General features: G+C 53.4%; 28 protein-coding genes. All 28 read right to left on the reverse strand.

The features are described 5' to 3' along the window. Window positions 1-2: 2 nt before the first annotated feature. The 28 genes from ACP7CJ_RS12035 to ACP7CJ_RS12170 all read right to left on the reverse strand — a co-directional run bounded on the left by ACP7CJ_RS12035 (window position 3) and on the right by ACP7CJ_RS12170 (window position 25,745). On the reverse strand, window positions 3-2,210 hold the full coding sequence (locus ACP7CJ_RS12035) for a hypothetical protein (RefSeq protein WP_426101486.1): 2,208 nt from the start codon (window positions 2,208-2,210) through the stop codon (window positions 3-5). Next, the gene (locus tag ACP7CJ_RS12040) at window positions 2,210-2,782 is read right to left on the reverse strand and encodes a virion core protein, T7 gp14 family (protein WP_426101484.1); all 573 of its coding nucleotides are present in this window, start codon (window positions 2,780-2,782) and stop codon (window positions 2,210-2,212) included. The genes ACP7CJ_RS12035 and ACP7CJ_RS12040 overlap by 1 nt, the downstream gene beginning before the upstream one ends. Before the next feature lie 12 nt (window positions 2,783-2,794). Further along, a complete protein-coding gene (locus tag ACP7CJ_RS12045; protein ID WP_426101482.1) occupies window positions 2,795-3,235 on the reverse strand; it encodes a phage protein Gp13 family protein in 441 nt (146 codons plus the stop codon). 24 nt (window positions 3,236-3,259) lie between these two features. Continuing rightward, a complete protein-coding gene (locus ACP7CJ_RS12050; RefSeq protein WP_426101480.1) occupies window positions 3,260-5,644 on the reverse strand; it encodes a hypothetical protein in 2,385 nt (794 codons plus the stop codon). A gap of 18 nt (window positions 5,645-5,662) precedes the next feature. After that, window positions 5,663-6,241, reverse strand: coding sequence for a hypothetical protein (locus tag ACP7CJ_RS12055; protein ID WP_426101478.1), 579 nt, complete (start codon window positions 6,239-6,241; stop codon window positions 5,663-5,665). Between the two features lie 81 nt (window positions 6,242-6,322). Next, window positions 6,323-6,583 (reverse strand): Ig-like domain-containing protein, encoded by a 261-nt coding sequence (locus tag ACP7CJ_RS12060; protein ID WP_426101559.1) that lies wholly within the window; start codon window positions 6,581-6,583, stop codon window positions 6,323-6,325. Beyond that, window positions 6,580-7,608, reverse strand: a complete 1,029-nt coding sequence (locus tag ACP7CJ_RS12065) for a hypothetical protein (protein ID WP_426101476.1) — start codon at window positions 7,606-7,608, stop codon at window positions 6,580-6,582. Before ACP7CJ_RS12065 ends, ACP7CJ_RS12060 begins: the two co-directional genes overlap by 4 nt. Window positions 7,609-7,711: 103 nt before the next feature. After that, window positions 7,712-8,611, reverse strand: coding sequence for a capsid assembly protein (locus ACP7CJ_RS12070; RefSeq protein ID WP_426101474.1), 900 nt, complete (start codon window positions 8,609-8,611; stop codon window positions 7,712-7,714). 92 nt (window positions 8,612-8,703) lie between these two features. Beyond that, entirely contained in the window at window positions 8,704-10,329 is a 1,626-nt protein-coding gene (locus tag ACP7CJ_RS12075; protein ID WP_426101472.1) for a portal protein, read from the reverse strand. Between the two features lie 12 nt (window positions 10,330-10,341). Further along, complete coding sequence (locus tag ACP7CJ_RS12080) at window positions 10,342-10,593, reverse strand: hypothetical protein (RefSeq protein WP_426101470.1); 252 nt, start codon at window positions 10,591-10,593, stop codon at window positions 10,342-10,344. Window positions 10,594-10,611: 18 nt separating this feature from the next. Beyond that, complete coding sequence (locus ACP7CJ_RS12085; protein ID WP_426101468.1) at window positions 10,612-10,881, reverse strand: DUF5476 domain-containing protein; 270 nt, start codon at window positions 10,879-10,881, stop codon at window positions 10,612-10,614. Window positions 10,882-10,894: 13 nt separating this feature from the next. Beyond that, window positions 10,895-11,146: a phage protein gene (locus tag ACP7CJ_RS12090; RefSeq protein WP_426101466.1), complete on the reverse strand. Its 252-nt coding sequence runs from the start codon at window positions 11,144-11,146 to the stop codon at window positions 10,895-10,897. A 162-nt stretch (window positions 11,147-11,308) separates the two neighbouring features. After that, on the reverse strand, window positions 11,309-12,229 hold the full coding sequence (locus ACP7CJ_RS12095; protein WP_426101464.1) for a hypothetical protein: 921 nt from the start codon (window positions 12,227-12,229) through the stop codon (window positions 11,309-11,311). 383 nt (window positions 12,230-12,612) lie between these two features. Next, the gene (locus tag ACP7CJ_RS12100; RefSeq protein ID WP_426101462.1) at window positions 12,613-12,942 is read right to left on the reverse strand and encodes a hypothetical protein; all 330 of its coding nucleotides are present in this window, start codon (window positions 12,940-12,942) and stop codon (window positions 12,613-12,615) included. Window positions 12,943-12,962: 20 nt separating this feature from the next. Further along, on the reverse strand, window positions 12,963-15,110 hold the full coding sequence (locus tag ACP7CJ_RS12105; RefSeq protein ID WP_426101460.1) for a DNA polymerase: 2,148 nt from the start codon (window positions 15,108-15,110) through the stop codon (window positions 12,963-12,965). Continuing rightward, window positions 15,097-15,591, reverse strand: coding sequence for a hypothetical protein (locus ACP7CJ_RS12110; RefSeq protein ID WP_426101458.1), 495 nt, complete (start codon window positions 15,589-15,591; stop codon window positions 15,097-15,099). Before ACP7CJ_RS12110 ends, ACP7CJ_RS12105 begins: the two co-directional genes overlap by 14 nt. A 93-nt stretch (window positions 15,592-15,684) precedes the next feature. Beyond that, entirely contained in the window at window positions 15,685-15,879 is a 195-nt protein-coding gene (locus tag ACP7CJ_RS12115; RefSeq protein WP_426101456.1) for a hypothetical protein, read from the reverse strand. Between the two features lie 20 nt (window positions 15,880-15,899). Next, a complete protein-coding gene (locus tag ACP7CJ_RS12120; protein WP_426101454.1) occupies window positions 15,900-17,591 on the reverse strand; it encodes a DnaB-like helicase C-terminal domain-containing protein in 1,692 nt (563 codons plus the stop codon). Then, complete coding sequence (locus ACP7CJ_RS12125; protein ID WP_426101452.1) at window positions 17,578-18,132, reverse strand: hypothetical protein; 555 nt, start codon at window positions 18,130-18,132, stop codon at window positions 17,578-17,580. Before ACP7CJ_RS12125 ends, ACP7CJ_RS12120 begins: the two co-directional genes overlap by 14 nt. A 76-nt stretch (window positions 18,133-18,208) precedes the next feature. Further along, window positions 18,209-18,655: a peptidoglycan recognition protein family protein gene (locus ACP7CJ_RS12130; RefSeq protein ID WP_426101450.1), complete on the reverse strand. Its 447-nt coding sequence runs from the start codon at window positions 18,653-18,655 to the stop codon at window positions 18,209-18,211. 3 nt (window positions 18,656-18,658) lie between these two features. Further along, the gene (locus tag ACP7CJ_RS12135) at window positions 18,659-19,108 is read right to left on the reverse strand and encodes an endodeoxyribonuclease (RefSeq protein ID WP_426101448.1); all 450 of its coding nucleotides are present in this window, start codon (window positions 19,106-19,108) and stop codon (window positions 18,659-18,661) included. A 2-nt stretch (window positions 19,109-19,110) separates the two neighbouring features. Continuing rightward, window positions 19,111-19,809, reverse strand: a complete 699-nt coding sequence (locus tag ACP7CJ_RS12140) for a DUF2815 family protein (RefSeq protein WP_426101446.1) — start codon at window positions 19,807-19,809, stop codon at window positions 19,111-19,113. Between the two features lie 108 nt (window positions 19,810-19,917). After that, complete coding sequence (locus ACP7CJ_RS12145; RefSeq protein ID WP_426101444.1) at window positions 19,918-20,292, reverse strand: hypothetical protein; 375 nt, start codon at window positions 20,290-20,292, stop codon at window positions 19,918-19,920. Beyond that, window positions 20,289-20,480 carry a host cell RNA polymerase inhibitor gene (locus ACP7CJ_RS12150; protein ID WP_426101442.1) on the reverse strand — a complete coding sequence of 64 codons (192 nt, stop codon included), beginning with the start codon at window positions 20,478-20,480 and terminating at the stop codon, window positions 20,289-20,291. Before ACP7CJ_RS12150 ends, ACP7CJ_RS12145 begins: the two co-directional genes overlap by 4 nt. After that, the gene (locus tag ACP7CJ_RS12155; protein ID WP_426101440.1) at window positions 20,480-21,148 is read right to left on the reverse strand and encodes a hypothetical protein; all 669 of its coding nucleotides are present in this window, start codon (window positions 21,146-21,148) and stop codon (window positions 20,480-20,482) included. The genes ACP7CJ_RS12150 and ACP7CJ_RS12155 overlap by 1 nt, the downstream gene beginning before the upstream one ends. A gap of 544 nt (window positions 21,149-21,692) precedes the next feature. After that, on the reverse strand, window positions 21,693-22,751 hold the full coding sequence (locus ACP7CJ_RS12160; protein WP_426101438.1) for a hypothetical protein: 1,059 nt from the start codon (window positions 22,749-22,751) through the stop codon (window positions 21,693-21,695). Beyond that, window positions 22,752-22,898, reverse strand: coding sequence for a hypothetical protein (locus ACP7CJ_RS12165; protein ID WP_426101436.1), 147 nt, complete (start codon window positions 22,896-22,898; stop codon window positions 22,752-22,754). A 156-nt stretch (window positions 22,899-23,054) separates the two neighbouring features. Then, window positions 23,055-25,745, reverse strand: a complete 2,691-nt coding sequence (locus ACP7CJ_RS12170) for a DNA-directed RNA polymerase (RefSeq protein WP_426101434.1) — start codon at window positions 25,743-25,745, stop codon at window positions 23,055-23,057. Window positions 25,746-26,083 lie beyond the last annotated feature (338 nt).

Genomic DNA, 26,083 nt, shown 5'->3' on the forward strand with positions numbered 1-26,083 from the left:
GGTCATTGTTTGCGGGCACCTCCGAGGATGTACCGGTCGTGTAGCTCTTGATCTTTCTGCGCAGACTTCACGTTCTTGTCGAAGGCCGCTTGTTTCTGCTGTGCAGCACGATCCCGTGCAAGGTTCCCGAGGGCATCCTTACTGAGTCGGAGTCGTCGCCCCGTAAGGGACTGGATGATGATGTTGCCTTGGGTTGCAGTGACGGTTAGGCCACCCGCACCCCAGTCGGCGTCTTTACGCAGGTTCTGCATGGTCTCGTCGATGATCGACTTGCCGGTCTCCCATGAAGTGACATCGTTTACGTCCGTCATGAGGTCCCGTTTACTGACCATCCCGTGGAAGCTGTTAGAGCTGAAGGTGCCCTTGTCGTCGGTGAATGACACAGCGGTTTTCTTCAGGTACTCCGAGACGGCACTTGCTGCTTCGTTGGAATCACCAGACCGCAATGTCACCGCATCGAATACCTGACGGGCTTGGCTCTCGAATTGTCCAGGGATGAACTTCAGTTCCTTGTATCCGCTGTCGTTCTTGACGGAAGACCACTGCTCATCCCTAAATTTCGATTCGTCCTTACTGAGCCCCTTTTTGGACTTCTCGGCGTCAATCAGAATCTGTGGGCCAATCCCCGATTCCGCCGAATACCGAAGCTTCTCAAGGAGCCCTGCCTGATCGGGGAAGAGCTGGGCGATGGTCGAGGGGTCTTGCTGGTAGGCCGCTTGCAGCTCCTTCAGCCGTGGCATGTCTTCGGTAGGCTCAGGGTTGAGCAAAGCACCCTGCCATTCCCGAGAGGCGTCCGTTAAGAGGGTCTTGAAGTTCTCTTGAAACGGCCCCTTGTCGTAGTCAGCGCGGAGTAAAGACGCTTTCATTGCTGACTTACTCTCTTCAGGGATCGACAGCGAGTTGATCTGATTGAGCTTGCTGGCCGCATAGGTAGCCATGTCGCTCTCTTTGAACTCCCCCGTGCTGTCATTCACTGGTAGGAACTTGGGAGAGACCGCCACGTTCTCTTGGCTCATGCGGCGCGAGTACGCGTCCTCAATAACGGCCTGCCGGTTATCCGCCTGGGCCGCTTGCTGCAACTTCACAAGACCCGCCTGGGACTCTTGGGACACCTTGGCAATCATCTGGGCTTTCGCATTGATCAGCTTCTGGCGCTGTGGCGTCATCTGCTCCCCGGTTTGAAGCCAGTCGTTGCCCTGTTCAAGCTTGTTGAGCGCCTGCCAGCCAGCAGCGGGGTCTACTTGATGCACAGCGTTCGCCAGTCCCAGCTCGAACTCTTCGTTTCGTTTGGAGTTCCGGGAGTACGTCGACGTGGCAGCCTTCATTTTGAGGTTGTCCATCATCTCGGGGCCCAGCAAGTCCGATACCTTCCGTTGGCCCCCGTATACGTTGAGCGTCTTGTCCCCCAGACTGTCCAGCAGCGTTGTTCCGCCGTCCTTCTCTACAGCCGCTGAGGCCACTCGTTGAAGCGCCTGGACTGCGTGGCTGTCACTGGGGAACACTCCAGTCTTCAAGTTGTTGTTGAAGTAGCCTGCGAAGTGGTCAGCGCTTGCAGGGTTCCCCAAGATCTTTGGGTCATCCAGCATCGGCTGTAGGTCTGCCTGAGTCTCAAGGACCGCTTGGGTCTCAAGGTTCTTCGAGAGGTATTGTGAGTGCAGGTCGTAGACAGCAGCGTTACGCTTGGTGATGTCCGCATTGAAACCTTGCTGATACATGCTGTCATTGGAGTCAATGCCCGCCATCTCAGCGTAGTTCTTGGCCTTCTGCTCCATGCGAGTCTGCCGCCATTCATCCAGCTCCTGCCGGGATCGAAACGACCCCTTTTGGATTTCCGTCTGAACCTCATTGTCCACCTCATAGGCGGCGTTGCGTCCAGACTTGAGGCGCAGTTGCTGCATGGCGTCCGGGTCATCTGCATAAAGCAAAGTCCCCTCCCCGATTGCCTGACGGCGCTGCTCGGGGGTGAGCTTGCGGATAATCTCGTTTGAGCGTTCATCTGCCTGAGACTTCTGGTTCTGCTCGTAAGAAGCGAAGGCGCTACCGCCTGCCTTTACGAAGTTCCGCATGGCATCCCCAAGGGAAGTATCCGTAGTCTCAGGCCGGATTCGTACAGCCTGATAACCAGTACCAGACCCGGCACGAAAACCTTGACGGCCTGCTGTGCTTTGGGCGGATTGACCCAGTGATTGAGCAATTTCATTCTTTGCCATTACGATGTCTTACCTCCCGCTGGTGTCGTTGATGGGCCCTTACCGAACTTGCCACCAGCAGACATGTAAGCACTGCCGCCAGACGAAACGATATTCAGGGCGTTCGCGATGTTGTTCACCTTGTAGTTTTTGCCACCTGCACCGCGCACAGCAGCCTTAGCGTTCTCAGAGGAACCCACGCGATTCGCGAAGATGGCTTGATAGTCACGCTCGTAGTTGTCAGTGATGTTCATCTTCTGGGCCGATGCATCGTTGGCTACAGAGTTCTTGATGCGGTCCATAGAGTTGCCAGCAAGACCCGACTCACCAATAGCGGCGTTAATGGTCCCTTGGTTTCGTAGAGCCTGTAGGTTCACCTCAGTGAGCTGACGCTGGGCTTCATCATGCTTGTCTGTGGTTGCCAGCTTCGCGTCGTTATCTGCGAAGTTCGCCTGCTTGACGATTTCGTTCTGCTGCTTACGCTCGTTGTCAGTCATCTGGCCCTTAGCCTTGGCTCCTTCAGATGCACTCATCGCGGCACTCATCGCACCAATAATGGCAACGGTAGCGATACCGCCTGTTGGGTCACACATACAGCGATCCTCCTATAGCCAGAATTGTTTGAATTGAAACCCGGCTGGGCTCATTGAGTTCTCTTTAGCGAACGTCGCACCCAGGGACTCCAAGAGACGGATGTGTGCGTGGTTTGCAGTGGACACACAGTTTGAATACTGAAAGTTCTGAGTACCCTTAAGGGAGCGATAGTGGTCCTTTAGAATCCGATAGAACCTGAAGCGCTCGGCCCGGCTCAGCATGCCAATAACGTTGGTTGTAACGAACCAAATTATGCCGTTGCCATGCCCGCCTACAGCCAGCACGAGAGCGCCACACTTGATTGCATGCGTCGTATCATCAAGGGCTTCTGTAAGGACCGCGACAGGACATCGCTGACTACCGTGCAACGCTTGGAACTCGGCAAGATCACCGGGAGATAGATCGTTGGCAGCAGCCAGAAGGTCAGCCGCTGTTGCTTTCACTTTGTACATTTATGAGCCTCCTAATTTCTCTCCTTAAACGCCACTTGAGCGGCGCATATAGTTGCCCTCCCAGCCACACCCAATGATGTTCAGGGGGACCGGTGCATAGGACGAAAGGGTGACGCTTTGAGCCTTGGCGTTGCCTGTGACTGGGAACTTGAATTGCCCAGTGCCCAACGTGAGCCCACCAAGGACCGCTTCAGTGCCCAGGCGCCCACCGGCCATCATGTAAACAAACTCTGTAGAGCCGTTATTCACGTTGATTTCAAAGGCACCTGAAGTGTCGTAGTTCACCCACGCCCGTCGAAGCTGAAGACGCCCGATGTCCTCGGTGTTGGTCGATCCGTCATCTGCTGTCTGCTTGATGAGGAACTTCGAGAACTCGTATTGGAAGCCGTATTCATGGCCGATGATGAAGGTCGTGCCTAAGCGATTCCCAACAAACTTTATGCGGTCGTCAGTGTTCCAGTTGGTCGATATGTGGCGCTCCAAGACCCCTTGAGGGTCCATCGTGTAGAACACTGATAACGCATCAGGCACACCGCCATAGATGGCGCTCAGGCTCACGTAGGTCTCATTCCGGTCCTCGTCGTACCGCGTAGGTGTCATCAGCTTCTTCATGTCCATGTAGGCCCGATAAGGCTCCTGCATGTAGTCCACGGTGTCTGCTGTGAACTCGATGCGTTCCAGGCACATACCGACACCTGCGCGCTCATTCAGCAGGTACATATACGAACCAATACAGTCAGCCGCCAGGACCCGGTTGGTAATACCGAATTCCCAATGTGACCACGACTGCTGTACCAGCTCTTCCTTGAGGTAGAGGAACTTGTAGATGTAGACCTTGTTTTCTTCGGAATCCGAAAGGACGGAAACGAAGTTCTCAGTGCCTGACCCGTGGATGTGATAGACCACGTTTTGCAGATAGCTTGGAACGTGCGAAGAGATGTCTTCTGCTGACTTAACGTCGCTCACATCCTGCACCGCGTAGTACCGCTTGAGGCTCGTATAGGCTGCTCTCGGTGCCGCGAAGTAAACACCCCGCCCAATCCCAAAAGGCCGTGCCCCATCGCTCACATCGAACTCTGTGGTTAGGTCCAACTGGGCCGTCTTGGTCGACATGATCCCCTGAGAGGACAGAACGAACTGGGCCTGATCGGACCACAACAGCAACTGTTCGGAGAACGGTACGGCGTACTTTAGGATGCTCACCCGGTTGTGGCTGATAGCTACGTCAATAGGGTCGTCGTCACTAAGCGAGCTGACAGAGGCCGGGAAGAAGTTGAAATACTTCGAGGTCCTGGACATCACAACGTTTTCACCCGAGAGGAAACCTAAGCGGTTCCTGAAGAAGAAAATGTCGTTAATGGTCGCATCTACAAACGAGGGCATGGGGTTCGTTAAGTCGTCCCCACAGGTTCTGTCAGGCCACGTCAGTGGCTTCCAATCGAACTGCCCATCAGCAGCCCTGACCAACGCGTGGGGCATAGAGGTCGGTTCGAATCCTGTAATGATCCCAGGGCGTACCGTCTCCTTCCAGACCTGCCCCGGTGCGTCATAGCGGACCCAATAGTTATCCCCGGTGCGTGAGGCTTCCCCTGTGATTTCCACAAGGTATCCGTCGATGCACTGAGCGGGCAGCTTGGAGAACGTTTGTATCTGGTAGATGAACGAATTGAGCAACTGATTGGCGTAGCCGTCTTCAGTCTTCACCGTCTTGATGTTGTTGCCTGCCGCTGTCACCACGATCCAGCCTTGACCTGCTTGTGCAGTGATGCCGTGCGGGACTCCGTTAGTGTTGATCTGCTTGGCCATCTGAGTAGCGATATAACCGGCGTCCGTCTGTTCCACTTGGGGTGGTGTGGTCACAACGGAATCCCCCACAGGCATCTTCAGGATCGCCAATTGGATGTCGTTGATGAGTATCTTGAGAGTCCGTCCGTACTGACCACCCCTTACGTTGATCACACATCGCCGGGTCATCGAACCGTAGTCAGGGTGCGTCAAGGTTGACTTCATCGCGCTCACCTTGTTGCGGTTCGTCACGAACGTGTAGTCAGCCACAGTGATAAGCCGTAGATCATTCCGGGGGTGCGCACAGTTGGCGTATCCGTTGTAATCACGAACGGTGTAGCGATTCCCCTTGAGGTCAACCACTTCCACACCTTGGCCTGTGAAGACCATGAAGTACTGCTCCATGGAATCCCGGTTAACGAGATGGATAAGCGGCTTCGCTCCGAACATCCCAACGGCACCCAAGCGCTTCACAAAGGTTGTAGGGGGGCGCTTCTGTAACCCTTCGGTCTCAGAGGACCATCCGTTTATTTGAACTTCTCCTTGGTTGCTAAACCTCAAGATGTCCGGTTGTTGCGAGATGCCTCCTTTAAGATTCTTAACTGATTGACTAACAAGACCCATGGGACCCTCCTTGTTGTATTAACGGGAGATTCGGCCACCAGTCCATGCGTCACCATCAAGCATGTTGTAGTTACCGTAATCGAGTTCGTATTCCTGGCATTCCGCCCAGGCAGTGGCCTCTTGTTCCTGTAAGGAACCTTCAATTTCACCAGCACCAAAGAACCGAATATTGAATCGACGGGACGCCTTGGCAACGATGTAAGAGCGGAAGCACTCAGGCATCTCGTCGTACTCACGAAGGCGAACAAGGGAGACGGTAATAGGGTCCGTAAACACATCAGTCTTCTGTGTGCGGTCATATAGAAAGCCGCCACGATTCGAATAGTTGCCTGTGGTTATCTTCAGGTAGTCGCCCAGATAGTTGATAAGTCCCGAAAAGCTATCAGGGACCAGAGAAGCATCCTCTTCGATGTTAAAGGCCCACCCTTTGGACTGGACCTCTCTGTTAACTTGATTGAGCAGTCGGCGGCAGTTAGCGACATCAGCATTAGGGTCTCCTTCAAGAGAACTAACAGGCGACTCGCCAATTGATGCGAGCATGTCATTTACAGCTGATAGCTCCCCGTCTGCCTCAATATAGGAATCAACGTTAGCCATACGGCCCTCCTTATGTTGAGTACTGTAAACAAAAAGCCCCTCGAACCCTTTAGGAAAACGGGATGAGGGGCTTTAGGTGATTTATGGAGCAGGGACAGTAACTGCACAGTTCTTGGTGAAAGAACCATCTACAGTTGTGCAAGAGACACTTGCAGTTCCTTGTGTAACGGCCTTAACAACTCCCGCAGAACTCACAGTTGCCACAGCGGGGTTGCTGGACGCCCATGTAACGGAAGTATTAGAGGCCTCAGCAGGCGCAACAGTAGCCGTCAGCGACTTAGTGTTTCCGATTTGGAGACTCATGGTCGCTTGGCTAAGTGTTACGCCAGTTACTGAGGTCAGGCCGCTGTGAAAACCAACGCACCCGCAGCTTCAGGACGCAGACCACCGTGACCCATTGCGTAGCGACCAATGATCTGGTCCGCTTGGAATTCAGGGCGACGAGCACGTTCCAAAGCCATGTCTTTCAGCTTCACGGTGCCCACAGCCGAACGGTGGTTGAACAGGCCAACGATGTTATCCAGGGCCACTTGAACGTCACCACCAGCGGTCGCAGGGAATGCGTGTTTACGGTTGGTGCCATCGCGGTCATCGCCTGCGCCACCTTCAGTCAGGTGGGGTACTTCGATAATCTCGAAGCCCATTACGTTCTTGATGTTGCCGGTTTCAGGATCAGTCAGCGCCGAGAAGTTAGCAGCGTTCGGCAACAGAGCGGCCAAGATGGCGCTGTAGTACTCAGGCTTGGTGTAGACCTTACGATCTTGAGCAGGCACATAGTTGCGAGTCAGCTTTGCACGGGCAACAGTCAGGGCCTTCAAGATGGCTTTACCCAATGCCTCAGCGTCAGCTTCGAGAGCTGCCTTGGCGCCAATTGGCAGAACTGTCGCAGAGCCCAGGCCCGCAATGTTCTCGTTAGCAGCGGCTGGCAAGTTGCACAGCTTCGCCATTTCAGCCAGCACAGCACCGTCAGCAGCAATAGCCAGGGCTTCGCCAAGTTGGGCCGAGTATTCAGCGCCGACATCGTAGTGGTTCATTGCGTTTTCGATGTCGTAAATCAGAACATCAGAAGCCAGCAGGCCGTCAATGGTGATTACTTTCTCGGAGTGCTTGATATCACCACGCTTGTCATCCAGGTTCTCACCGGCTGCAAGGTAGTAACCAGCAGTGCGGCCCATTACGGGGAACGATGCAGACTTGCCGTTTTGAATGGTACGGACCATATGTTTATCCATGGTCACAGCACGACGCATGAAAGCAGTCAGAACTTCGCCACCGAAAACCTTCAGAAAGTTAGCAAGTTTGTCAGCATCAGTATTGCCCTTGCCTTGGTTCTTACCAATCTGTTGACCACCTTTTGCAATTGCCATGTAATAGTTCTCCTTATGCAGTTATCTCCGGGACACAGGAAGACCTCAGACGGATGTCCGAAAGCATCTTTCCTGTAAGAGTGAGGGGTTTTAAATTAGGGCCTTACCACGATGCCTTGTAGACCTTGTTACGAACTTCGTCGGTGTACTTAGCGTCACGACCATAGCGTGGGTCGTTCATAGCCTTGACCATCTCATTTTGAGACGTATAGCCCTCTACTTGAGGTGCAGTAGTTCGGCCAGCAGGCGCAGCACTACGGCGGTTTAAAGTCCGCTCTGGCTGCTTGCCAAACTTCTTGGCCTGACTCGCCATGCCCAGGTTGATTACTGTCTGCACGGTGTTCAGGTCTCGCCGCTCAATAGCGTCATACAGCGAATCCATAGACTTCGGAGAGTTGGCTTTAAGGTGTGCCACAACGCGGTCAAACTGTTCCTTGCCACCCGCATAGGCCACGATCTTCGTAACATAGGCCTCAGCGACAGCTTCCTGACCCTGCATGAAAGAGTTAACGAAGCCTGCCGAGTAACCAGCCTTAGCCAGTTGGGCATACGAGTCGTCAGACAGCTTGCCATCAGCCTCATATTCGTCTTCGATACGGGCCGCTACGTCCGTTGGGAGACCGGCCTTGATGGCCTGGGCGCGCATCTCATCGAACCCGGTGGAGTAGTCTTCGAGCTGCTGAGAGGCCTCAGTCAGTTCAGTGTCAGGATCGCCCAAGGGTTTAAAGTCACCCTCTTCTTCCTCATCACCTTCTGAGGCTTCTGGTTCGTCACCGTCGCTTGATTCCTCTTCCTCAGTGGTCTCTTCCAGTTCCTCAGAGGGCTCCACAAGGTCAATCGAGGTATCACCGTCACGGGTTGCCACATCCAGGGCCAGCATGTTCTGTGCGTGTTCAGCGGGGTCACTGGACGACATCACAGCGCTGTTCACACCGAACGATGCATAGACGTCAGCGGATTGGTAAACGTGGCCGATAGCCATAGCCAGCATGTTGAGGCGCATAGAGTCTCCTTTAAGATCGAATTAGGAGCAGACACGCAGAGTCCTCTCAGCGAGTCGCCAAGGTTCTGTGTGTCTGCATAGGGTTGTTTCTGTCAGGCCGCGATCGGCCCTGCTTGAACGCCAGCTGTTTCCATGGCTGACTGCATGTTCTCGGGGCTTGCAGTTGCCTGAGCGGCCACGCCTGCACCAAGTCCTTGAGCAGCCGCTTGACCACCTTGAGCGACCATTGCTTCTGCCTGTTTCTTGGCCTTGTCGGCATCCGTGAGCAGAAGCCCAGCGGTATCCAGACCAATAGCGTTGGCAAGTCGAATCTTGAGGTTGCTCATGTTGAGGTCAGGGTCTTGCATCAGTGGGGCAATTGCCTGGAGCCCATTGAAGAACTGAGTCAGCTTGTCGAGGTCCTGACCACGGCCCAGGGCTTCCAAGCCGGTGCTTACAGTAGGCTCTACGGCTTCCTTGGGCATGTCTGGAATCTGAGAGGTAGCCTGAAGCTGGTTCAACAGGATGCGCACCAGGGGAAGTTGTAGCTCCTGAGAGAGGATCGAATAGACCCCGCCAAGAGTGTCCTCAAGTTCGCTTGCCACATACCGAATCTCTTCAGCAGTCACCCGCTCACCCGACCGCTGCACGGCAGAGTTCAGCATGAAGACGTAGGCAAGACGAGACTCAATGGCATCAGCCACAGACTTAGCTACCGTGAAGTCAGCAGTCTTTTCGAGCTGCAAGAACTCGATGTCCTTCTTTCGGCCTGCTACGAAGTCGCCTGTCTGTGCCTTGGTCAAGCGCCGTACTTGGGTCATCCCGTTGGGGTCCACCAAGCCAACGATCTTCGAGGCGATCATTGAAAACTTGATCATGGATTCATGAAGGTTCTCCAGGGACGTTAAGTCGCCCAGGTATTCCTCACAGTGGGACCGGCCATAGTTCTCACCGTCCCGCTTCGTCCATCTCACAGCGATCCATGGAACAGCATCAGGCGGGTATTGCCCGTCAGTGCCGTCTATTTCCTCACCGTCCACTTCCTGATAGCTCAAGAAGTCCCCAGACTCATCGTCAAGGTAAACGTGGGTGTAGACCTCCACTTCTTCGTCAGGCTTTTTGTCACCCGAATCCGAGAGGGAGTTACGGACATCTTCAGGAAGCGCGGCGTATGCCACCTTGTCCAACGTGACGATCTGCAAGACGTTCCCAAAGGAATCTCGCTGAACCACGTATGAACTGAGGGGGTACAGCTTCATCGGGTTGTAGCCCGTTGCGCTTGCATCCGGTTGGGGCAAGTGAAGACACCCATTACCTGCAAGGGCCAACTGTCGGATCAGCTCGAAGAGCGTCACGCGGTAGCTGTTGGCTTCCATGAAGGACATCATGATTCGCTCAACCATGCCCAAACCCTGATCCACGATTGCCAGTTGCTCGGGGTCAGTGACCAATTGCTTGGCTTGCCACTCGGACACCTTCAGCTTCATCCAGCTTTGCAGTGGGAACAGAGCGAGCATTACCTTGGCGGACAGGTTGTTAAGACCACGAGCCCCCACGGCTTGCCACGGAGTCGTGTAGTCGGTAGAGGCGTTATCAGAGGTCTTGGGGAACAGCGAAGGGATTGTTACTTTTGCGCAGTTTTCAGCGCGGGTCTCGTAAGGAACACGGTCATTCTTCAAGCGGTCATAGACTGCCTTGGCCGATTCCTCACCAAGCCCTGTACGAGCCGTAGAGGCCATAGAGACCTCCTATTAGATGTTAAGGCCGGTCCCCTGGCTGCGAGATACGGAAAGGGATCGTTTACCCTTGGCCTTGGCGGCTCGTTTTGCTGATTCGCTATCGCCGTCTTCGTCGGCCTGCTTGTCCTCTTTAGGGGCCTCCACTTGTGCAGCAGCAGGAGCCGGTGGCTCAACAGCAGCAGCTACCGGGGCGGCTTTAGGTTTGTCACTACCCCCGATGAGACCACCTGTTGCTTTCTTGAATACTTTCTTGAAAAAACCCATAAGTTCCTCCTTGTTTATCTATCGTTTAAGGGCTCTCTTAACTGAGGCGTTTGAAGTTTTCTTTTTGGCAAGGCCGGTATCAGTTGAAACCGCAGCCGATGGAGTACCTTCGCCTTGGCCTTCTTTCTTGACTTTCAGGTCTTTGATACCGTCAGTTGTTTCGGACTTATCGCCATCACTACCATCACCAAACTCGACACCTTTTGGTGGCTCTTCCATTACGGGAGCTGGTGCAGCAATAGTTGACGGGTCGACCTTTGGTTGTTTGGCTTTAGAGGAAAAGCACATAGAGAACCTCCTATCAGTCTTCTTCTTCGGTTGGAGTATTCCGCTGCTCCTGCATCAGCTCGATTAACTCAGTAACGGAATTAAGGCCGTCAATGAAACCAAGAATGTATTGCTCCGAGTAGCCAGCTTTACGAAGATCGTCCAGGGCACCCGTGCGAATCAGATAAGAAGCATTGCAGCGGACATTGAGGTATTGAGCGGAAGCGTTGGGGATATCAGGGATGTTTTCAGGATCACTAATTACCGCTTGAATATCGTTTAACACAAGAATCACACCTCCTTATTGGGGAGACGAAAAGATGCCTTAAAGAAGACAGTTAACTTTAAGTCTCCTATGGTATTAGTGAGGGGTTTTACTTCGGTAGCAGTAGGTCGCCTATCAGAACGCCAACAAGAAGCCCCAAGGTAATCACGGAGCAGATGCCCACTATGGTTTCCACAAGATCGGCTTCTTGTTCTCGTGGTCCCAATCAGACCAACGTAGGATTCGAGCAACTTGGGCTTGCTGCAATAGTTCAGCTCCGGTCATGCCCTTAGAGGCAGCCAGTGAGACCATGCATTGCCACAGGGTAGGGTTCAGGAAGCTCGCAGGGTACAAGGCGCGCTCACAGGCCTCATCAGGACTGCACGACGCCCAATAGGAAACCTCTTGGCCCTTGTTAGGACCGGACTTCATGACCTTCGTGGCCTCATAGAAATACTGAGGATCATCAAGGAACGCCTCGGCAACCACTGGACCAACACCGGGAATCCCTGAGTAGCCATCCGTAACATCGCCTATTAGGGTCTGGTACATGTGATAGCGGTCAGCGGTCTCTACGGTGTTGCGTACCATTTTGCCGGGGGTCAGCCACATGAACATGCCAGGGACAGTATTGAAGTCCTTGTCGCAGCTTGCAGAGACCACAGCGACACAGTCAGCGAGTTCTGGGCGGGTCATCAAGATCCCACAGACATCATCACCCTCAACGCCATCCCAGCGGAATGCGTTAGAGCCGTAATGCTGCATACAGGCCTCAACGAAGTCTGGGTAGCCTATCGGTTTGCGCTTGCCTTTACGGTTCGCTTTGTAGGTTGGCAAGACCTCCTTACGGAAGTTGTTGTCGCCTGAGATGATGCACAGCGGCACCAGCTCGAAGGGCTTCTTATTCTTCTTACGGATGTCCGTTTCGATGTCCTTTAGGATCGTCTTAATGGTCCCGCCGAGGATGCCCCGTGCTTTCGCGTGGTCACACTCAAGAGTCCAAATGTCATTCCCCCAATCCATCTCGGATTCACTTGCGGACATCGCTGAGAAAATCAGGAAGTCCATGTCCAGGGCCACGCCGATACGGGCCGCGCTACTCATGAATCACCGACTCAGACTCGACGTGCAAAAGCCCTGCACTAACAAGCTCATCAATTGGTTCCTCAATACCACAGGATTCCAGACACTCCGCTACGTCACGCAGCAAGAGTTGTTCAGTTGCCCATAGGCCATCATTACAACCAATGTCCCACTCACAGTTAAAACGCCATACGTTCATTTTGCACCTCCATGTTTCTGTAAGAACAACTGGCCCGCTGTGGTTAGCGACCAGACGCCCATGTTTCGCCCATCGACCGACACGCACGATATGTGGCCTCGTGAAGCAGCCTCAGAGACTCCATGCGCGTTCTTTCGGTAGAAGTCAGATTGAAACGTGCGGGCTTCCTTTTTGATGGCGTAGAGCATCCGAATGTACTCACCCATCAGGACACCACTTGGGTCTGCACCGGGCTCATGCGGACCACTTGAAGTTCAGCAAGGGAACTGGAAAGTTCCGATTGGAGACCTTTTTTGAAAGACTCGGCGGTGGTAAACAGGATCATGTCTTCGTCGGACTTACTCAGGGCCACTTCGGCAAGGCGGATTACATTTACCGCGTTCAGGCGGGCACGGTTGGTAATACCTTGTTGTTCAAGTTTCTTTTGGGCTTCTCCATATTGGGAAGCTATCAGAGCGCGCGACTCGGTGATCAACTCGGTGCTGTAAACCACGCGAGTCGTAAAGGTGTGTTTCAGATTCAAAGTGATAGCCATAGGGCCTCCTTAAATAATGATTAGTGACATTCGCGCCAAGTCGGCCCGATCTTTCCTTCTGTATCGAGGACACAGCGGAAACCAAAGGACTCGCCTACATTGCGAATGGCTTTTTGTGCAGCGGCCACACAGACCTCCCCAATCTCTTGGGTACGTGCAGCAATCTGTAATTCGTCGTGGACCCATGCCATGAAGCAGAAGTCGCCGTCCCATCCGTGGATGAACCCGTGGTCTTCCATAAGGAGTCTTTCGGTTTCCACTACCCACGCCTTGCAGATGAGCGCACCGGCTGACTGAAGGAGCGTGTTGAGGGCGCTGTGAGGTGAGCGAACGTGAATCTTTCGGCCATCCAGGCCCTTGATCCAACGGCGTTTCCATTTGATGTCGAACTTCTTGAGCGCTTGGTTCCACTTCTGGGATGAGATGAGGGATTCTTCGAGGGCTTCCCGAAGGGCCTTGATTACCGGCGTACCTTCCAAGAAGGCTTTCTTCAGCTCCTTGCCACGCTTCGCACCACCACCCACGATGGACCCAATCTTGGCGTCGCCCGCTCCATACAGAAACGCATAGATGAACGTCTTCGCCATATCGCGCCATCGGTCGTGGTCGTGATTCGACTTGTCCCGGACAGCCGCCTGACAGATGCCAGCAGCCACACCGTTAGCCCAATGCACATCACCGTTAAGGACCTGATCGGCATACGCACCTTCGTCAAACTTGGCGCCGAAGTGGCCCAGGCAACGCAGCTCAAGACCGGAAGCATCCACGCCAACCTGCACGCAGTTCTCCCAGCCCTTAACGCGCTTCCGAGCGAAGACAGCACCAAACAAAGCACGACACTCAGGACCATAAGGACTCTTGGCGCTGGGCACTTGGCCCATGTTCGGATAGCTGTGGGTTGCACGTCCGGTGACAGCCCCATTAGGGTTGATCGAACCATGCATTGAGCCGTCCGCCTGGACCAGTCGCATCCATGCGTTATCCCCCTCAGCCAGCATCCCGATTCTCTTTTGGATCATCAGGTAGTCACGCACCAGGGCGATGCAGGCTTGAGCGTCAGGGTCTTCCACATGGACCCCTTCAAGGGTCTCGTCGTCGACCTTTGGGGCGCCCTTCTCTGTGAACTCAGTGGGTTCCCACCCGGCAATCTTCAGGACCCTAATGAGGTGCTGACCAGACGCAGGGTTGAACGTTATGAACTCGACAGGCGTATACGGGGCACCCTCAAAGGTTTCCCGAGAGTCCCGCTTTTTGCCGCCCTTGAGCCACACACCGCCAACCTTCGGATACTTGACCCGTGGCATGGGGCGGCCGTCAGACCACTTCTCAATGGGCTTCCCGGTCTTGGGGTTAACGAACAGTTCAGTGCCGCCCTTGGGTTGATACCAAGAACCAAAGGTCTTGATGAGCTTCACCAAGAGGTCAGAGCGTTGGCCTGCAAGGTCCGCGTAGAGCCTTTCAGCAGCGTCAGCGTCGAACGGGAAGCCATTACGCTCCATCTGGGCCAGCGACCACGCTGTGTCGTGCTCAAGGTGAACCGCACGGATGGACTGCATCCAATGCTCACCATTAGGGGCAAGCCCAGACGGGAAGTAGTACGGGTCGGACATCAGCTTGGTAACAAGCTTGGTCGTTACCACAACGTCTTGGACGCAGTAGTCCTGCATGGCCTGTGACCAGTTGAGCCATTCAGCGCCCTTCACGTAGGTCGTACCGTCCGCAAGGCATTGAGCCTTAAAGTCAGTCGTGTACTCGCCCTTCATCTCACCCAGTCGATAGCCCCAAGCTTCCAGTGCGTGGGACCCAAAGCGTTTACCTGGGAGTTTCCCTGTGCGCAGAAGCCCGCCGTCTGTGTCTCGAAGGTTCGAGTGGATCAGTCGGGAGAGGACAAGGGTGTCCATGACCTTCTTACGGGGGATGTTGAGGCGCTTGCCGAAGTACTGACGCTTCAGCTTGTCGAGAACCGGGATGTCGTACTTGATCCCGTTATGGAAGACTACGAGGCCATCCGGCTTGGCCGCTTCAGCTTCGAGCTGTGCGATGTATTCCTTGAGTTGGTTAGGGCCGAACTCGAAGACCTCCCCGGTGAAATAATCCTTGCTGACCCCACAGTGAAACTTGCTGACGTTCTCAAGGAGTCCGTCCGTTTCAATATCAGAAGTGAGCATCGCGCTTCACCTTGATATGACTCAGAGGAAGCCACAGGGATTGCGAACTCTGAGTCTCCTTGAACTCGAAGTGGATGGCCCAGCCTATAAAACCGTTAAGCCTCGCAGACACACTGCTATAACGGTCAATGTATTCAGTGCGGGTAACTTTGAAGGAATCCCCAAGGCTGGGCCGGTAACAGATGTTCCGCAGATAGTGTCCTGGCGGAATCTGAATGATTGTGAAGTCTGCCCCTACATCGACCGGACAAGTGCGCGTATTGTGAAGAGGCGGTAGCTTAACGACCTCTTTAGGTTTGAACTTGTCGAGGACCGCTTGCATCTCCTTGCGGGCTTCTTCCATGTTCACGAAGGTATCCGGCGCGGACCACTTAGGCACCGCGTAGGCCTTCGCATCGGTATAACGAAAGCCCATACCTTCCAGCAGTTGCACAGCGAGTTCGCCTTTACGCAGATGAGCGCGCACTTGTTTGTTGTCCACGGGGATACCTCCAAATGATTAATTGGTGATGGGTTGTTGAGTTGAATTAAGGTTGAACGAAGGGTCCTCAGAACGGAGACCCTTGAGTCACGCTTAGATCAGCGCGGAAACCTTGCGGGCTTCTTCAGTCAGCTTCTTGCTTTCTTGCGCAGCTTCAAGAGCCTCTTCAGCCGCTTTCACGCTGGCCTTCACGAGGAAGTCGGCTTGAGCTTTCTTTGCCTTGGCGGCTTTGGTCATTGCAGCAACCAGTTGCTTCAGTGCGAACTTGTACAGTTTGATAAGGGTCATTTGGTTCTCCTTGAGTCAGGTTAAAAATCGGGGTCCTTGCTCGGTACATCGTCCTTAAAATCGGCGTCAGTACCTGTAGGCGTCCAGCCATCCGGGGTCTCATCGAGCCACCCGGTTTTCTTGTTGTAGATCAGGTATCCAGCGATCCCTGTGTCGCCCGTAAAGCGGCACTTCAAGACCCTGATCGTGACCACGTTCGGGTTGTCCCCTTGCTGGTTACGCTCCATGGCAATGATGGTGTCGCTCAGTTGGCGTAGAGAGCCCGACCCCCGAAGGTCCGTGATGGAAACCTTTCGGCCTTCTTCGTGGGCTTGGCCCTTGTCGGGGTTCTTGAGGTGGCAGATAACGACCATGAGGATGTCGTTGGTCTTGGCGAAGGTCTTCAGCTTGGTCATGAGGCGGTCGATGGTCTTACGCTCATCACCGTTGTCATCCATGCCTGAAACCACGATAGAGATGTGGTCAAGCACGATCACCTTGCAGCCCTGCCCCTTCACCATGAAGTGAAGCTTCGACATCAAACGGTCTTCTACGGATTCCGCAAAGGAGTCATAGAGAAACAGCTTGTCCGTCTCAAAGATGGCGTCAAAGGCAGCGTCAAACTCTTCCTCAGTCGTACCGTCAGGGTTCTGTCGATAGCGACGGCGCAAGTGCAAGCCCACAAGGTCCTCTACGGTTTCCTCTACGGACTCTTCAAGCATCGCTACGCCAACTTCCAGGCCGTGCTGTTGGAACCAGTTGTAGACGTTCTGACGCACGAAGGTGGACTTACCCATACCTGACCCGGAAGTCACCATAAGCAGCTCACCGGCCCGTGCATCCTTGGTCATACGGCGCAGCTCAACAGGACCCGCCAAGGGAATCCGAGGGATGTCTTGCTTGTTCTTGATGCGGGACTTCAGGGACTTCGCAGAGACCACACCGTCAGGAATGAAGGGAGCGGCGTTCCACATTGCATCCATCACGGCCTTCGATTGGCCGTTCATCACGCAATCGTTGGGGTCTTTCAGGGGGAGTACAGCGATCTTCACCTTGCCAGCGGGTAGAACCTCAGCGGCGTCCATAGCAGCAGCTCGGCCCACGTCATCCATGTCAAACATGAGGATGATTTCATCGAAGGTGTCGAGGTATTCGTAGTTCTTCGCACAGGCTTTACGAGCACTCGGAGCACCTGTAGGCAGCGACACAACGGGATACTTCCCGCCTTGCAACTGGGCCACTGTCAGGCAGTCAATTTCACCTTCCGTGATGATGATCTTCTTGCCACCCGACCACAGATGCTTGCCGAAGAGGCAGTCCGCACCATGCTTGCCGGTAGACGAAAAGTTCTTATCAGCGTCTCGTATTTTCTGGCCGACCAAGTTCCCATGTTCGTCGCGGTAGTCAGCAACCTGAATGCCCTTTCCACCATGCGTCTTGCCTACCCAGTATCCGTACTGCTTGCAGATGGCTTGTTGAAGGCCACGCTTGGGCAAATCCTGATAGCGGCCTTGGTGGTCAACCATCGACATGGTGCCATCTGCGCGCTTGGTGTTCGGTCGGGTGCTGTGTCCCTCTGAGCCATCCCCATGGGTGTGGTGATTGCACACAAAGCAAAAGGTGTGGCCGTCTGAGTAAGTCGCCATGCCATCGCTGGATGCACATTCATCGGAGTTCGTGCAGGGGCCTTTGTAGAGCAGTTCGCTTTCCGGTAAATCCTCAGAACGATCCATCAGGACCGCCTACAGGAACCTCCACGGTTTCCCCGGTGGCTCGTCGCCAGCTAAGGTCCCGCCACTTGTCTTGCATCTTGTCGTGGCGAGCTGGTGTGAAGTCTTTGCGGACAGCGGCCAAGGTTGACCAATGGATGTCCCCCACGAATCGCACATGTGCCCCGTCGATCCCGTGATGAATCCCCGAGATAACGAATTGGTTCAGGTTGAAGTCGAAAGCGTCAATTGCTTCGCTTACGTCAGTGCAGTCGTACAGACACACGTCGATATCCGTTCCGACCAACTTAAAGCCACCCACGAGGCGGTCACTTGCAGCGCCGTTGTAGATGTGAAAAGGGGTCGAAGCGATACCGGCCCAGGCAAGAATCTCGGAAGCTGTCTCCATTGAGATTCCGCAGATGATCACGTCGATATCTTTAGGAGTTACCCCAAAGTAAATGTCGCGAGCTGCACCGCCTGCAATAATGCTGGGGACGCCTCCCATCTGGAACAGTTCACATAGGTCGAATGCACCTTGCATAGTTGCCCGATTAACAGACATAGAGAATCCTCCTAAGTTAAGAGGTGAAATTGCTGTTAAAGCGAACCCGTAGGCCCGCCTTACAGAGGTGATTGGTTTACGCTGGGGTTCTCTTATATGCCCAGGCGGCGACATCGAAAGATGGGCACGCTTTGCCTGGATCAAGGTCACGATGGCCTTTAAGAGTCACACCGGGATACAGAGGAACAATGGTTTCCCAGACCAGCAGGTCCAGGGCTTTCCATTGAGCGTCCGTGAAGTTGTCTTGAGGCTTCAAGTTGTCGTCAACACCACCCACAAGGCAGACGCCTACGGATTCAGAGTTGTGTCCCTTAACGTGGGACCCTACAGCATCATGAGGACGGCCTACTTCTACTGTGCCATCTCGACGGATGATGTAGTGATAGCCAACATCGAGCCAGCCTTGTTGGACATGCCATTGCCGGATTTCACGCAGACCAATATCCATAGAGGGTCTTGTAGCTGCACAGTGAATAACCAGCAGCCGTGTTACTGACCGCTTATTGAATTGAACACGAGCCATTAATTACGCTCCTTTCTCTTTCAGAATCCCATCAGGAATCTGTTTCTTCTTCTCCTTCATCCAAGCCAGTGGAACTAACTTGTCTGCGAATTGAATATTGTGTTTCTCACACCACGCCCCGTAGGTCGTAGGTGAGCCCTTATAGAGCTTCGCCTTGCTCGATGAGAAGACCAATCTGATATCAAGCTGGGGATATTGTTCACGCAACAGCAAGTGCTTCTTGCGGTCTTCAACTTCCCAGATACCTTTGCACTCAATGATGATTCCGTTCCCCAGGATGAAGTCCGGGAGATACTTAGCGATTCGTGCAGGGATCGTGTAGTGAATCCAATGCTGTTCAAAGGTGTAAGGGATACCGTGCTTGTCCATCAGTTCGCTGTTCTTCTCTTCCAGGCCCGACCGAAAGGAACTTTGAGTTCTTCGGGGTCCGGTATAGCGACCGAATGCGGCCACTCTTAGAAGTCGCCGCCGTCATCAGCATCAGGGATTTCTTCCGTGGTGTGATTACGGGTGTCTACGTCCTCACCTTGTTCCCATTCACTGGAGTCATCAGCGGAGTAACCGCCCTCTTCCACATCATCAGCCCAGTCGTTACCACCATCGAACTCTTTCAGGTTCAGCAGCATCACACTGTCGATTTGCAGCTTTACGGAAGCACCCGCCACAGCAGTCCAGCCATACGGAAACAGAGTGAACTTAACCTTCAACTCAGAGCCACCAGCGATGGCCGGAACGTTGTCAATACGTTTGCCTTTGGAATCGACCACCTTCAGAGGAATCGCTTTGTTCTCCTGGGTGTTCTTGTCGATGTACGAGGCGTAACCCTTGATCTTGAAGGTCACAGTGCCGTCACCGTTATCCATGAACGGCATATCACCCTCATACGGCACCAGAGGCTTCTTACCGCGTGGAACTACTGGTGGGTTCTTTTCGTGTTCAGCCAGGAGCTTCTTGTAGTTGGCTTCATGCGCCTGAACGATCGTGTCGATGAGGGACTGAGCGTCACGGGAAGGAACTGTGTGGTCAACCTTCCAGAGACCCCGTGGATTACCGAAGCCCTTTTCAGGATTACCGTAGTCCGGTTTCTGAAGGGAGCAGTACGGTTCTGCGAGGCCTTTGGGGGTGGTGAAAACTACTTTACGTGGACCTGCCATAGTTATGGGTCTCCTTATTGAGGTGTCTGAATTACAAGCACAGGGATTCGCTCGGGACCTTTAAGGGTCTCAAGTTGTTTAGCTGTGCTTTAAGTAGGTGGGTTTGAATCAGCGAAAGCTTGGTTGGATAACCTTGCGGGATTCGCTTTGGAGTTCTTCACGGCTGATAGCCATAGAGATTTCCTGAGCTGGCGACTTGCGCACAGAGCGGAACACTGAGTAAACGACATGAACAAAGTGGTCCTTTAGGAACGACTTTTTGAACCGCCACACTTCGTGTTTGAAGTGCGCGTAGCTTTCCGTTGTGGCTGCTTGAGTAGCTGCAAGCTCCAACAACGTCAGTTCGACCAGCTCCTGTTGCTTTACGGTCATTAGGCGCTCATAGAGAACACCGGCCAGCCCAGACTGTCGGACATGGCTGAAGTTGTTCAGGTGCAGGAAGCCGTCAGGCTTTGCCCGACCATTGCCTTGGGCGCGATTCACAGCGTCACCCCAAAGCGGTCCACGTTCGGCGCCATCAAAGGGCGTATACGGGTCACACGGGCGGCGTTACTGAAACGGGCCTCAGCGCTTTCCCATGCGGCGTCCATGCTTACCGCGTAGATCGTTACTTCGTCGGTGTGATCGTCAATTTCCACTGTGGCCTTAAAGGTCTTATGTGCAAGTTCCACTATTTGATTACTCCTTGTTCTTTGAGTTGATCCAACATCGCCCACGGCTCACCCAGTCGATTCACCACAAGGGCGTCGAAGGGATGGGCCATTAGTGCAATGTCGGAGATGTGATAAGGCTGATCGTCTACGCCTGGAATGAACCAATCGCGGACTATTCGGATTGTCTTAACGGAAGGCGCATAAAGCAGCCCTTCGTATTCGTTGATCATTCGCATGTCAGTAACCACAACATGGTCGTAAGTACCGACTTCGAGTGCCTTGCGAACTTCGATCATGCCCAAGTCAAACCAGACGTTAGGCTTACCGAGGAACTCACGGTGGTATTGAGTCCCGAAGGTCTGTAAGTGCCAGCGTAAAGAGCGAGGCTTTTGAAAGTCTTCACGACTCTCCATACGGGACTTCAGGAAATCCGTATAAGCGGAACGCTCCAGCTCCTCGATGGCCATACTTGGGCACGGCTTGTCCTTAGCAGAACTGTGCATGTCACGTTCAAACATGACCGCCAGCCCTTTACGGCGACCGGCCAGTTCTTCGGCGCACATTCGTTTAAGGACATCAGCAAAAGCCACACGAAAAACTTTGCGGCCCTCAGATTCCAACAGACTAATCAAAGTATCCTTACCGGACTTCCCTCGAATACTGTTAAGACACAGGAGGTCAGTCATTCACGTACTCCTTTACTTTCTGCCAGATGTCCAACAGACGATTCTTTATGCGAACCCACAGAGCCTCTTTAGGCTTCGGTGTCGATGTATGGCGTTGGGAGCGCTGAGAAGTAAAAAGTGCAGCGTTATATGCACGATCATTTGCTGACTGAGCCAAACGATAGGCGAACGCAGGCGTGGAGCGAGACATAGAAGTCCTCCATTAAATTTGGTTTAGAGAATTGTTAGAATTTCGGGTAAATGCCCAATGCAGCAGCTTGCTCAGGGGTGAGCAGGTAACGGACAGGTCTCATGCTTTCTATTTGAACTAACTGGTCTACCCAGGGCTTAGCCCGCTCCATGTACTCACGCTGCAAAGACACAAGATGTTCACGGCACATCCTCTCGTGTTCGTCCATTGGATTACTCATTAATGAGAGAGAACGCGAAGACAATAGAACCACGAGTGATCCGCACGGCACTCCTGCCAAAGGGTTACTTCGTACCAAACTGCAAGGCCGATCACAGCGACCGCGCCGAAAACAATAAGAGCTGACTTCATTGATTACTCCTTAATAGTTGGCTCAGAGATGCCACGGAAAGAATCAAAAGATGGATGGCGCAAAGACCCGTCCGGGTAGCGCTCCATGAACGTGACGCGGACTGTGTGGCTGAGGTATGGGTTAGCGAGGTTATCCCGGCAACCGTCATACTTGATGGCCTCCTTCCAATTGATGCCGTCTATTCCTTCTTCGAGGTCTTGGTTGGCCTTTACAACGGCGTTGGTGAACTCTTCCATAAGTGCCTTACTGATTTTGCAGGCATTCACTACATGGCCGGACTCAAGGAGAACCTCGAAGCCAATGACCTTGCCCTCATTAGCCCGCCCAGGAGTGCCCCAAACGAGACCAACAACCTTGCCGTCTTCGTTGTCATCAGGAACCATCTTCCACATACCGGACTGCTTAGAGCGCTTCCAGATACCGTTAGGGTCTTTAAGTACAACGCCTTCTAACTTCCGCTCACGGACGGCCTCATAGAACGTATCGACCTCTTCCATGCTGAAGCAGTCCAGGGACTCAACGACCGACCACGCAATCTCAGGGAAGCGCTCTTGAAGCAACTTCACTTGGTACTCAACGTGGTACTTCATGACACTGTGGGTCACGTCATAGGGTTCACCAGAACGAACAGCAGGCATCGGAACGATCCCGAACACGATCACCTTCAAGCGGCTCAGGTCGATAGCTTGGTGACGGCGCAAAGTCCCGGCGATGTCCTTACAGGGCAAGTCGTCTATGCGTAGCTCAGCGTCCAACATGAAGCCTTCAGGAAACAGCGCTTCGTCGGCCTTAAAGAAGTCAGGCCAACGGTCATCGGCGTCCAGAGGCTGCGCATAGTTAGGCGCCCTAAATGCGGGAAACTGCTTACCCTCACGGGATAGCCATTCGGTGAACCATAGGCCCGTAACATCGGGAATTACACACAGATTCAAACGGACCCCATCTTCTTTCACGTCAGCAATCGAATAGGATTCTTCGAGAACCTTAGTGACAGCTTTCAAGTTGAAGTTAACCGGACGGTGCGGACTGGTCTCAATGATTACGGGCTGGACCTTGCTCATTTATTCAGCCTCCTGCCAGATGTCACGCTTAGCTTGGCGCTGCACTTTGTTCAACTTGCCGCGACGGGTCCGCACAGCTTCCATTTCGTCGTCGGTGCGGCGCTTGGAAGTTTGGGCGTTACGTTGAACTGCTTGAGTGGATTGCATAGCGGAAAGAACTCCTAAAATGTTGGGAAGTTTGGTTGTGCTATTAGTGAGGGTTTTTAAATGGCACACACACAGACAAAGAAAAGCCTCAAAGGACCGTTAAGTACCGTTGAGGCTTGGTTGTGCTGTTAGTGAGGGTTTTTAAATCTGGTGGGATTAAGCGAACGCAAATTGACTCTCAAGGATCTTCGAGATATCTAAAGTCCCCTTCTCGGGAATTGGTGGCATCTTCTCAAGCTGGCTCTCGTGCAGTTGCTCCATGAACTGGTCCCGGAAGTCCTCCAAGACATCGTTCTCTGTGTACGTCTCAACCATCGTTTCGCGTACAGCCTTGAACATCGCCCCGGCCTTCGCTGGGATGGTCCCAAAGCTGTCATGGATCAGCGCGAAGAACTCCACGCCGTAGCACTCAGACGCCTTAACGACCGTCTTGCGTAGGTGAGACCCGTCCTGACTGTGTACGAAGTTCGGGGAGATACCTGATTCCTGCTTGGCCCCGTCGATGTTGTTGGAGTCCCGGACGTTGATAGTGGCCTGTAGGCGAACCGTTCCGAGGAACATCAGGTCCACACGGCGCTGAATAGGCTTCATGTACTCTTGCCACACAGGGAATCCGTCAGGTGTCACCCAGTAAACAGGCATGCACGGCTTGAGGACTTCAGGCTCAGGGTTCTTCTTGGTCCGCTTGGTCGCGGTCACTTCGGTTGCCAGGAGCTTTGCAGCCTTCTGAAGCCACAACATGGCCTCAACGGCTGCAACAACCTCCTGGCCTACAGCGTCCCAGATATGACCAGCCATGTACCGGGCACACTGCTGTGCATCAGGGAACCACTGGGAACCTTCGCCATCATCAATAGAGGGCTGAATGATGTCCTCGCGTACCTGATCGGTGAACCCGAAGGTCTTTGAGCCGTAAGCAAGGGTCATAACGGAACGCTTGGTTTCCTTACGAGTGATACCGTGACCAAGCCAGCCAGCGGCCAGGGTCTTTGTGCCCAATACGCGGCGCTCGGTAATCTCTCCGGTCTTCTTGTTGGTCATCACCGCTGTGCTGTCTTCAGTGCCTTCAATCAGGTCTTTACGGACCTCAACATTCACACCATCAGACACAAGCCGATAGATGTCCTGCACGGTATCCGAAGGCAACAGGTTTACTGCACGACCACCACGTTCATCACGGAGCATTGCGCTGAAGTGTTGAATCCCAGAGCAGCTACCGTCAAAAGCAATGGGTAAGGCGCTGCACCAGTTAGGGCCTTCAGCTTTAACACCAGCCCACTCAAAGCAGAACGCGAGGAAGCAGAACGGGGAATCCATTGAGGACCACTCGGTGTTACTAAGTGGATCAGCGGCACAGCCAAGAATAAGTTGCTCATTATCGTTCACCCATTGTTTACGTTGATCAAAAGCGACCTTATCGACCCCTGCGCAGTTAGCGCCGTGGATCATCAGCCACTCAATGCCTTCCTTTCCTACAGGCTCAGCGATGGAAGCCATCAAGAGCCCTTTGGTCATGTCGTTCCCTTGGGGATTGAATGAAGGGATCGCATAGACCCGGCCACGCCAGTCAAGGTTGTACGGGAAGTAAATAGCCTCGTACTCAGAGAACTTATCGGCTTGCTCTACGATGAACTCATAGGACAGACGACGGCTTACCCTTGCACGGTCTTTGCGGTACACAGTGGACGCGGCTTTCTTCCAGGCCTTCAGGACCTCGGGGTCTTCGTCGATGTTCGTGGGCTTGACCGGCAAGACCTCTTTGTCAGCAGTGGGGAACTTGTCGATTGGAACGTTCTTCCATTCCATTACCGCCTTGGCTACTTCAAGAACCTTAGTGTTCACCTTCCAAGCGGACGCCTGGGCGATGTTCACGGCCTTGTAGACCTCGGGCATGGATACGTCATGGTAGCGCTGGGCGGCTTTCTTTGAGCGCACACGGATCAGCGGAACAGGTCTACGCCCCTTCGCCCAGTAACCACCACCAATCATCCCGGTCCACTCTCGGGGCGGTACGATCATTGGTTGGTAGCGTGGGGTGATCCCTGCAAGTGAATACGCCCGATTGCACAGCTTGTCGGCCCACTCAGGGGTCAGGTGGACGAACTCGCCGTCTAACTTCACGTTGCCTGCAAATTCCCGCTTGACCTCCACAAGCTGCGTGGACTCAATCAGCATCTCCAGCATACGAATGCCCATGTGATAGGTCATGTCGTTATCCAGGGCGTCCCAAGAGGACCACTTAGTGTGCAGCTCATTAGCGTCCTGCATGTGGGCCTCGACCTTCTCAAGGAATTTCACCTTGTAGGTGTGTCCATTGCGCTTGTTGAGAGCTGGGCGGATGCGTTTATTGAAGTGTTCAGCCTCCTGTTCCCGGATACGACCAAAGCGGGCTTCTTCTTCCAGGGCGCGACCCAGAAAGACACACATGGATTGGATGCTCTGTGGGCCTTTCTTAGCGATGATGTTAAGAACTACCTTCACAGTTATTGAGGCAACATTCTCAGCCTTGACCATTTGGAAGTATTGAAGCCCAACATGCTTACGGCGGACTTTAGTTACTTGGTGCTCAACCCACTTATCAAAAGCCTCAGCCATTAAGGGGACCAAGGCAGACAACACGGGTTTAGCGGTAGCGTTGTCTGCAAACTCATTGCGATCAATAGAACGCTCAAGGACTTTCTTAAAGTGCTCTTCGCCCAATGTATAGGCTTCATGCTCAAGACTGAGCTGAGTAGCTGCCAAGTCTGGACCGTAGAGTTCTGCGAGGGTCTCGTAGGCCCACGAGGAAATATTAGTTATCTCACTGAAGTCGTGATTAGTTACTTTGATTTGTCGTTCTGCGGACACAGGAATCCCTTAGAGGCCGCTTGGCCTCCAATAAGTTATGAAGATGGTTAGTTAGTTAGTAGTTAGGTGATTTACTAAATTGAGGCCGCAAAGGGTCCTTAGAGGGAACTTAAAGAAGTCTCTAAGTTAAAGGCTCATAGAGGGAAGGATGGGTGTGCTATTAGTGAGGGTTTTTAATCCCGAGACGGATCGTTACACGGAAGTGACCTCTACCCGACCAAGTATTTCTCTTACTAAGTAGATAAACTTCTTGACGCCATAACCCATCGCAGGAAAAGGCGCGTGGGTCTCTTGGATGATGGTTAGAAAGTCTTTAGTAAGCTCAAGGGTGAGAGCGG

This window comes from Pseudomonas sp. PSPC3-2 (genome assembly GCF_049897085.1).
Taxonomy (GTDB): domain Bacteria; phylum Pseudomonadota; class Gammaproteobacteria; order Pseudomonadales; family Pseudomonadaceae; genus Aquipseudomonas; species Aquipseudomonas paraveronii.

What these genes read in the sequence shown, in the direction of transcription:
- ACP7CJ_RS12045 (WP_426101482.1), bottom strand. Translation starts at nt 3,235, where the DNA reads ATGTACAAAGTGAAAGCAACAGCGGCTGACCTTCTGGCTGCTGCCAAC.
- ACP7CJ_RS12140 (WP_426101446.1), bottom strand. Translation starts at nt 19,809, where the DNA reads ATGGCAGGTCCACGTAAAGTAGTTTTCACCACCCCCAAAGGCCTCGCA.
- ACP7CJ_RS12105 (WP_426101460.1), bottom strand. Translation starts at nt 15,110, where the DNA reads ATGCTCACTTCTGATATTGAAACGGACGGACTCCTTGAGAACGTCAGC.
- ACP7CJ_RS12125 (WP_426101452.1), bottom strand. Translation starts at nt 18,132, where the DNA reads ATGTCTGTTAATCGGGCAACTATGCAAGGTGCATTCGACCTATGTGAA.
- ACP7CJ_RS12120 (WP_426101454.1), bottom strand. Translation starts at nt 17,591, where the DNA reads ATGGATCGTTCTGAGGATTTACCGGAAAGCGAACTGCTCTACAAAGGC.
- ACP7CJ_RS12130 (WP_426101450.1), bottom strand. Translation starts at nt 18,655, where the DNA reads ATGGCTCGTGTTCAATTCAATAAGCGGTCAGTAACACGGCTGCTGGTT.
- ACP7CJ_RS12115 (WP_426101456.1), bottom strand. Translation starts at nt 15,879, where the DNA reads ATGACCCTTATCAAACTGTACAAGTTCGCACTGAAGCAACTGGTTGCT.
- ACP7CJ_RS12095 (WP_426101464.1), bottom strand. Translation starts at nt 12,229, where the DNA reads ATGAGTAGCGCGGCCCGTATCGGCGTGGCCCTGGACATGGACTTCCTG.
- ACP7CJ_RS12040 (WP_426101484.1), bottom strand. Translation starts at nt 2,782, where the DNA reads ATGTGTGACCCAACAGGCGGTATCGCTACCGTTGCCATTATTGGTGCG.
- ACP7CJ_RS12050 (WP_426101480.1), bottom strand. Translation starts at nt 5,644, where the DNA reads ATGGGTCTTGTTAGTCAATCAGTTAAGAATCTTAAAGGAGGCATCTCG.
- ACP7CJ_RS12160 (WP_426101438.1), bottom strand. Translation starts at nt 22,751, where the DNA reads ATGAGCAAGGTCCAGCCCGTAATCATTGAGACCAGTCCGCACCGTCCG.
- ACP7CJ_RS12065 (WP_426101476.1), bottom strand. Translation starts at nt 7,608, where the DNA reads ATGGCAATTGCAAAAGGTGGTCAACAGATTGGTAAGAACCAAGGCAAG.
- ACP7CJ_RS12075 (WP_426101472.1), bottom strand. Translation starts at nt 10,329, where the DNA reads ATGGCCTCTACGGCTCGTACAGGGCTTGGTGAGGAATCGGCCAAGGCA.
- ACP7CJ_RS12070 (WP_426101474.1), bottom strand. Translation starts at nt 8,611, where the DNA reads ATGCGCCTCAACATGCTGGCTATGGCTATCGGCCACGTTTACCAATCC.
- ACP7CJ_RS12080 (WP_426101470.1), bottom strand. Translation starts at nt 10,593, where the DNA reads ATGGGTTTTTTCAAGAAAGTATTCAAGAAAGCAACAGGTGGTCTCATC.
- ACP7CJ_RS12165 (WP_426101436.1), bottom strand. Translation starts at nt 22,898, where the DNA reads ATGCAATCCACTCAAGCAGTTCAACGTAACGCCCAAACTTCCAAGCGC.
- ACP7CJ_RS12035 (WP_426101486.1), bottom strand. Translation starts at nt 2,210, where the DNA reads ATGGCAAAGAATGAAATTGCTCAATCACTGGGTCAATCCGCCCAAAGC.
- ACP7CJ_RS12100 (WP_426101462.1), bottom strand. Translation starts at nt 12,942, where the DNA reads ATGGCTATCACTTTGAATCTGAAACACACCTTTACGACTCGCGTGGTT.
- ACP7CJ_RS12085 (WP_426101468.1), bottom strand. Translation starts at nt 10,881, where the DNA reads ATGTGCTTTTCCTCTAAAGCCAAACAACCAAAGGTCGACCCGTCAACT.
- ACP7CJ_RS12155 (WP_426101440.1), bottom strand. Translation starts at nt 21,148, where the DNA reads ATGACTGACCTCCTGTGTCTTAACAGTATTCGAGGGAAGTCCGGTAAG.
- ACP7CJ_RS12055 (WP_426101478.1), bottom strand. Translation starts at nt 6,241, where the DNA reads ATGGCTAACGTTGATTCCTATATTGAGGCAGACGGGGAGCTATCAGCT.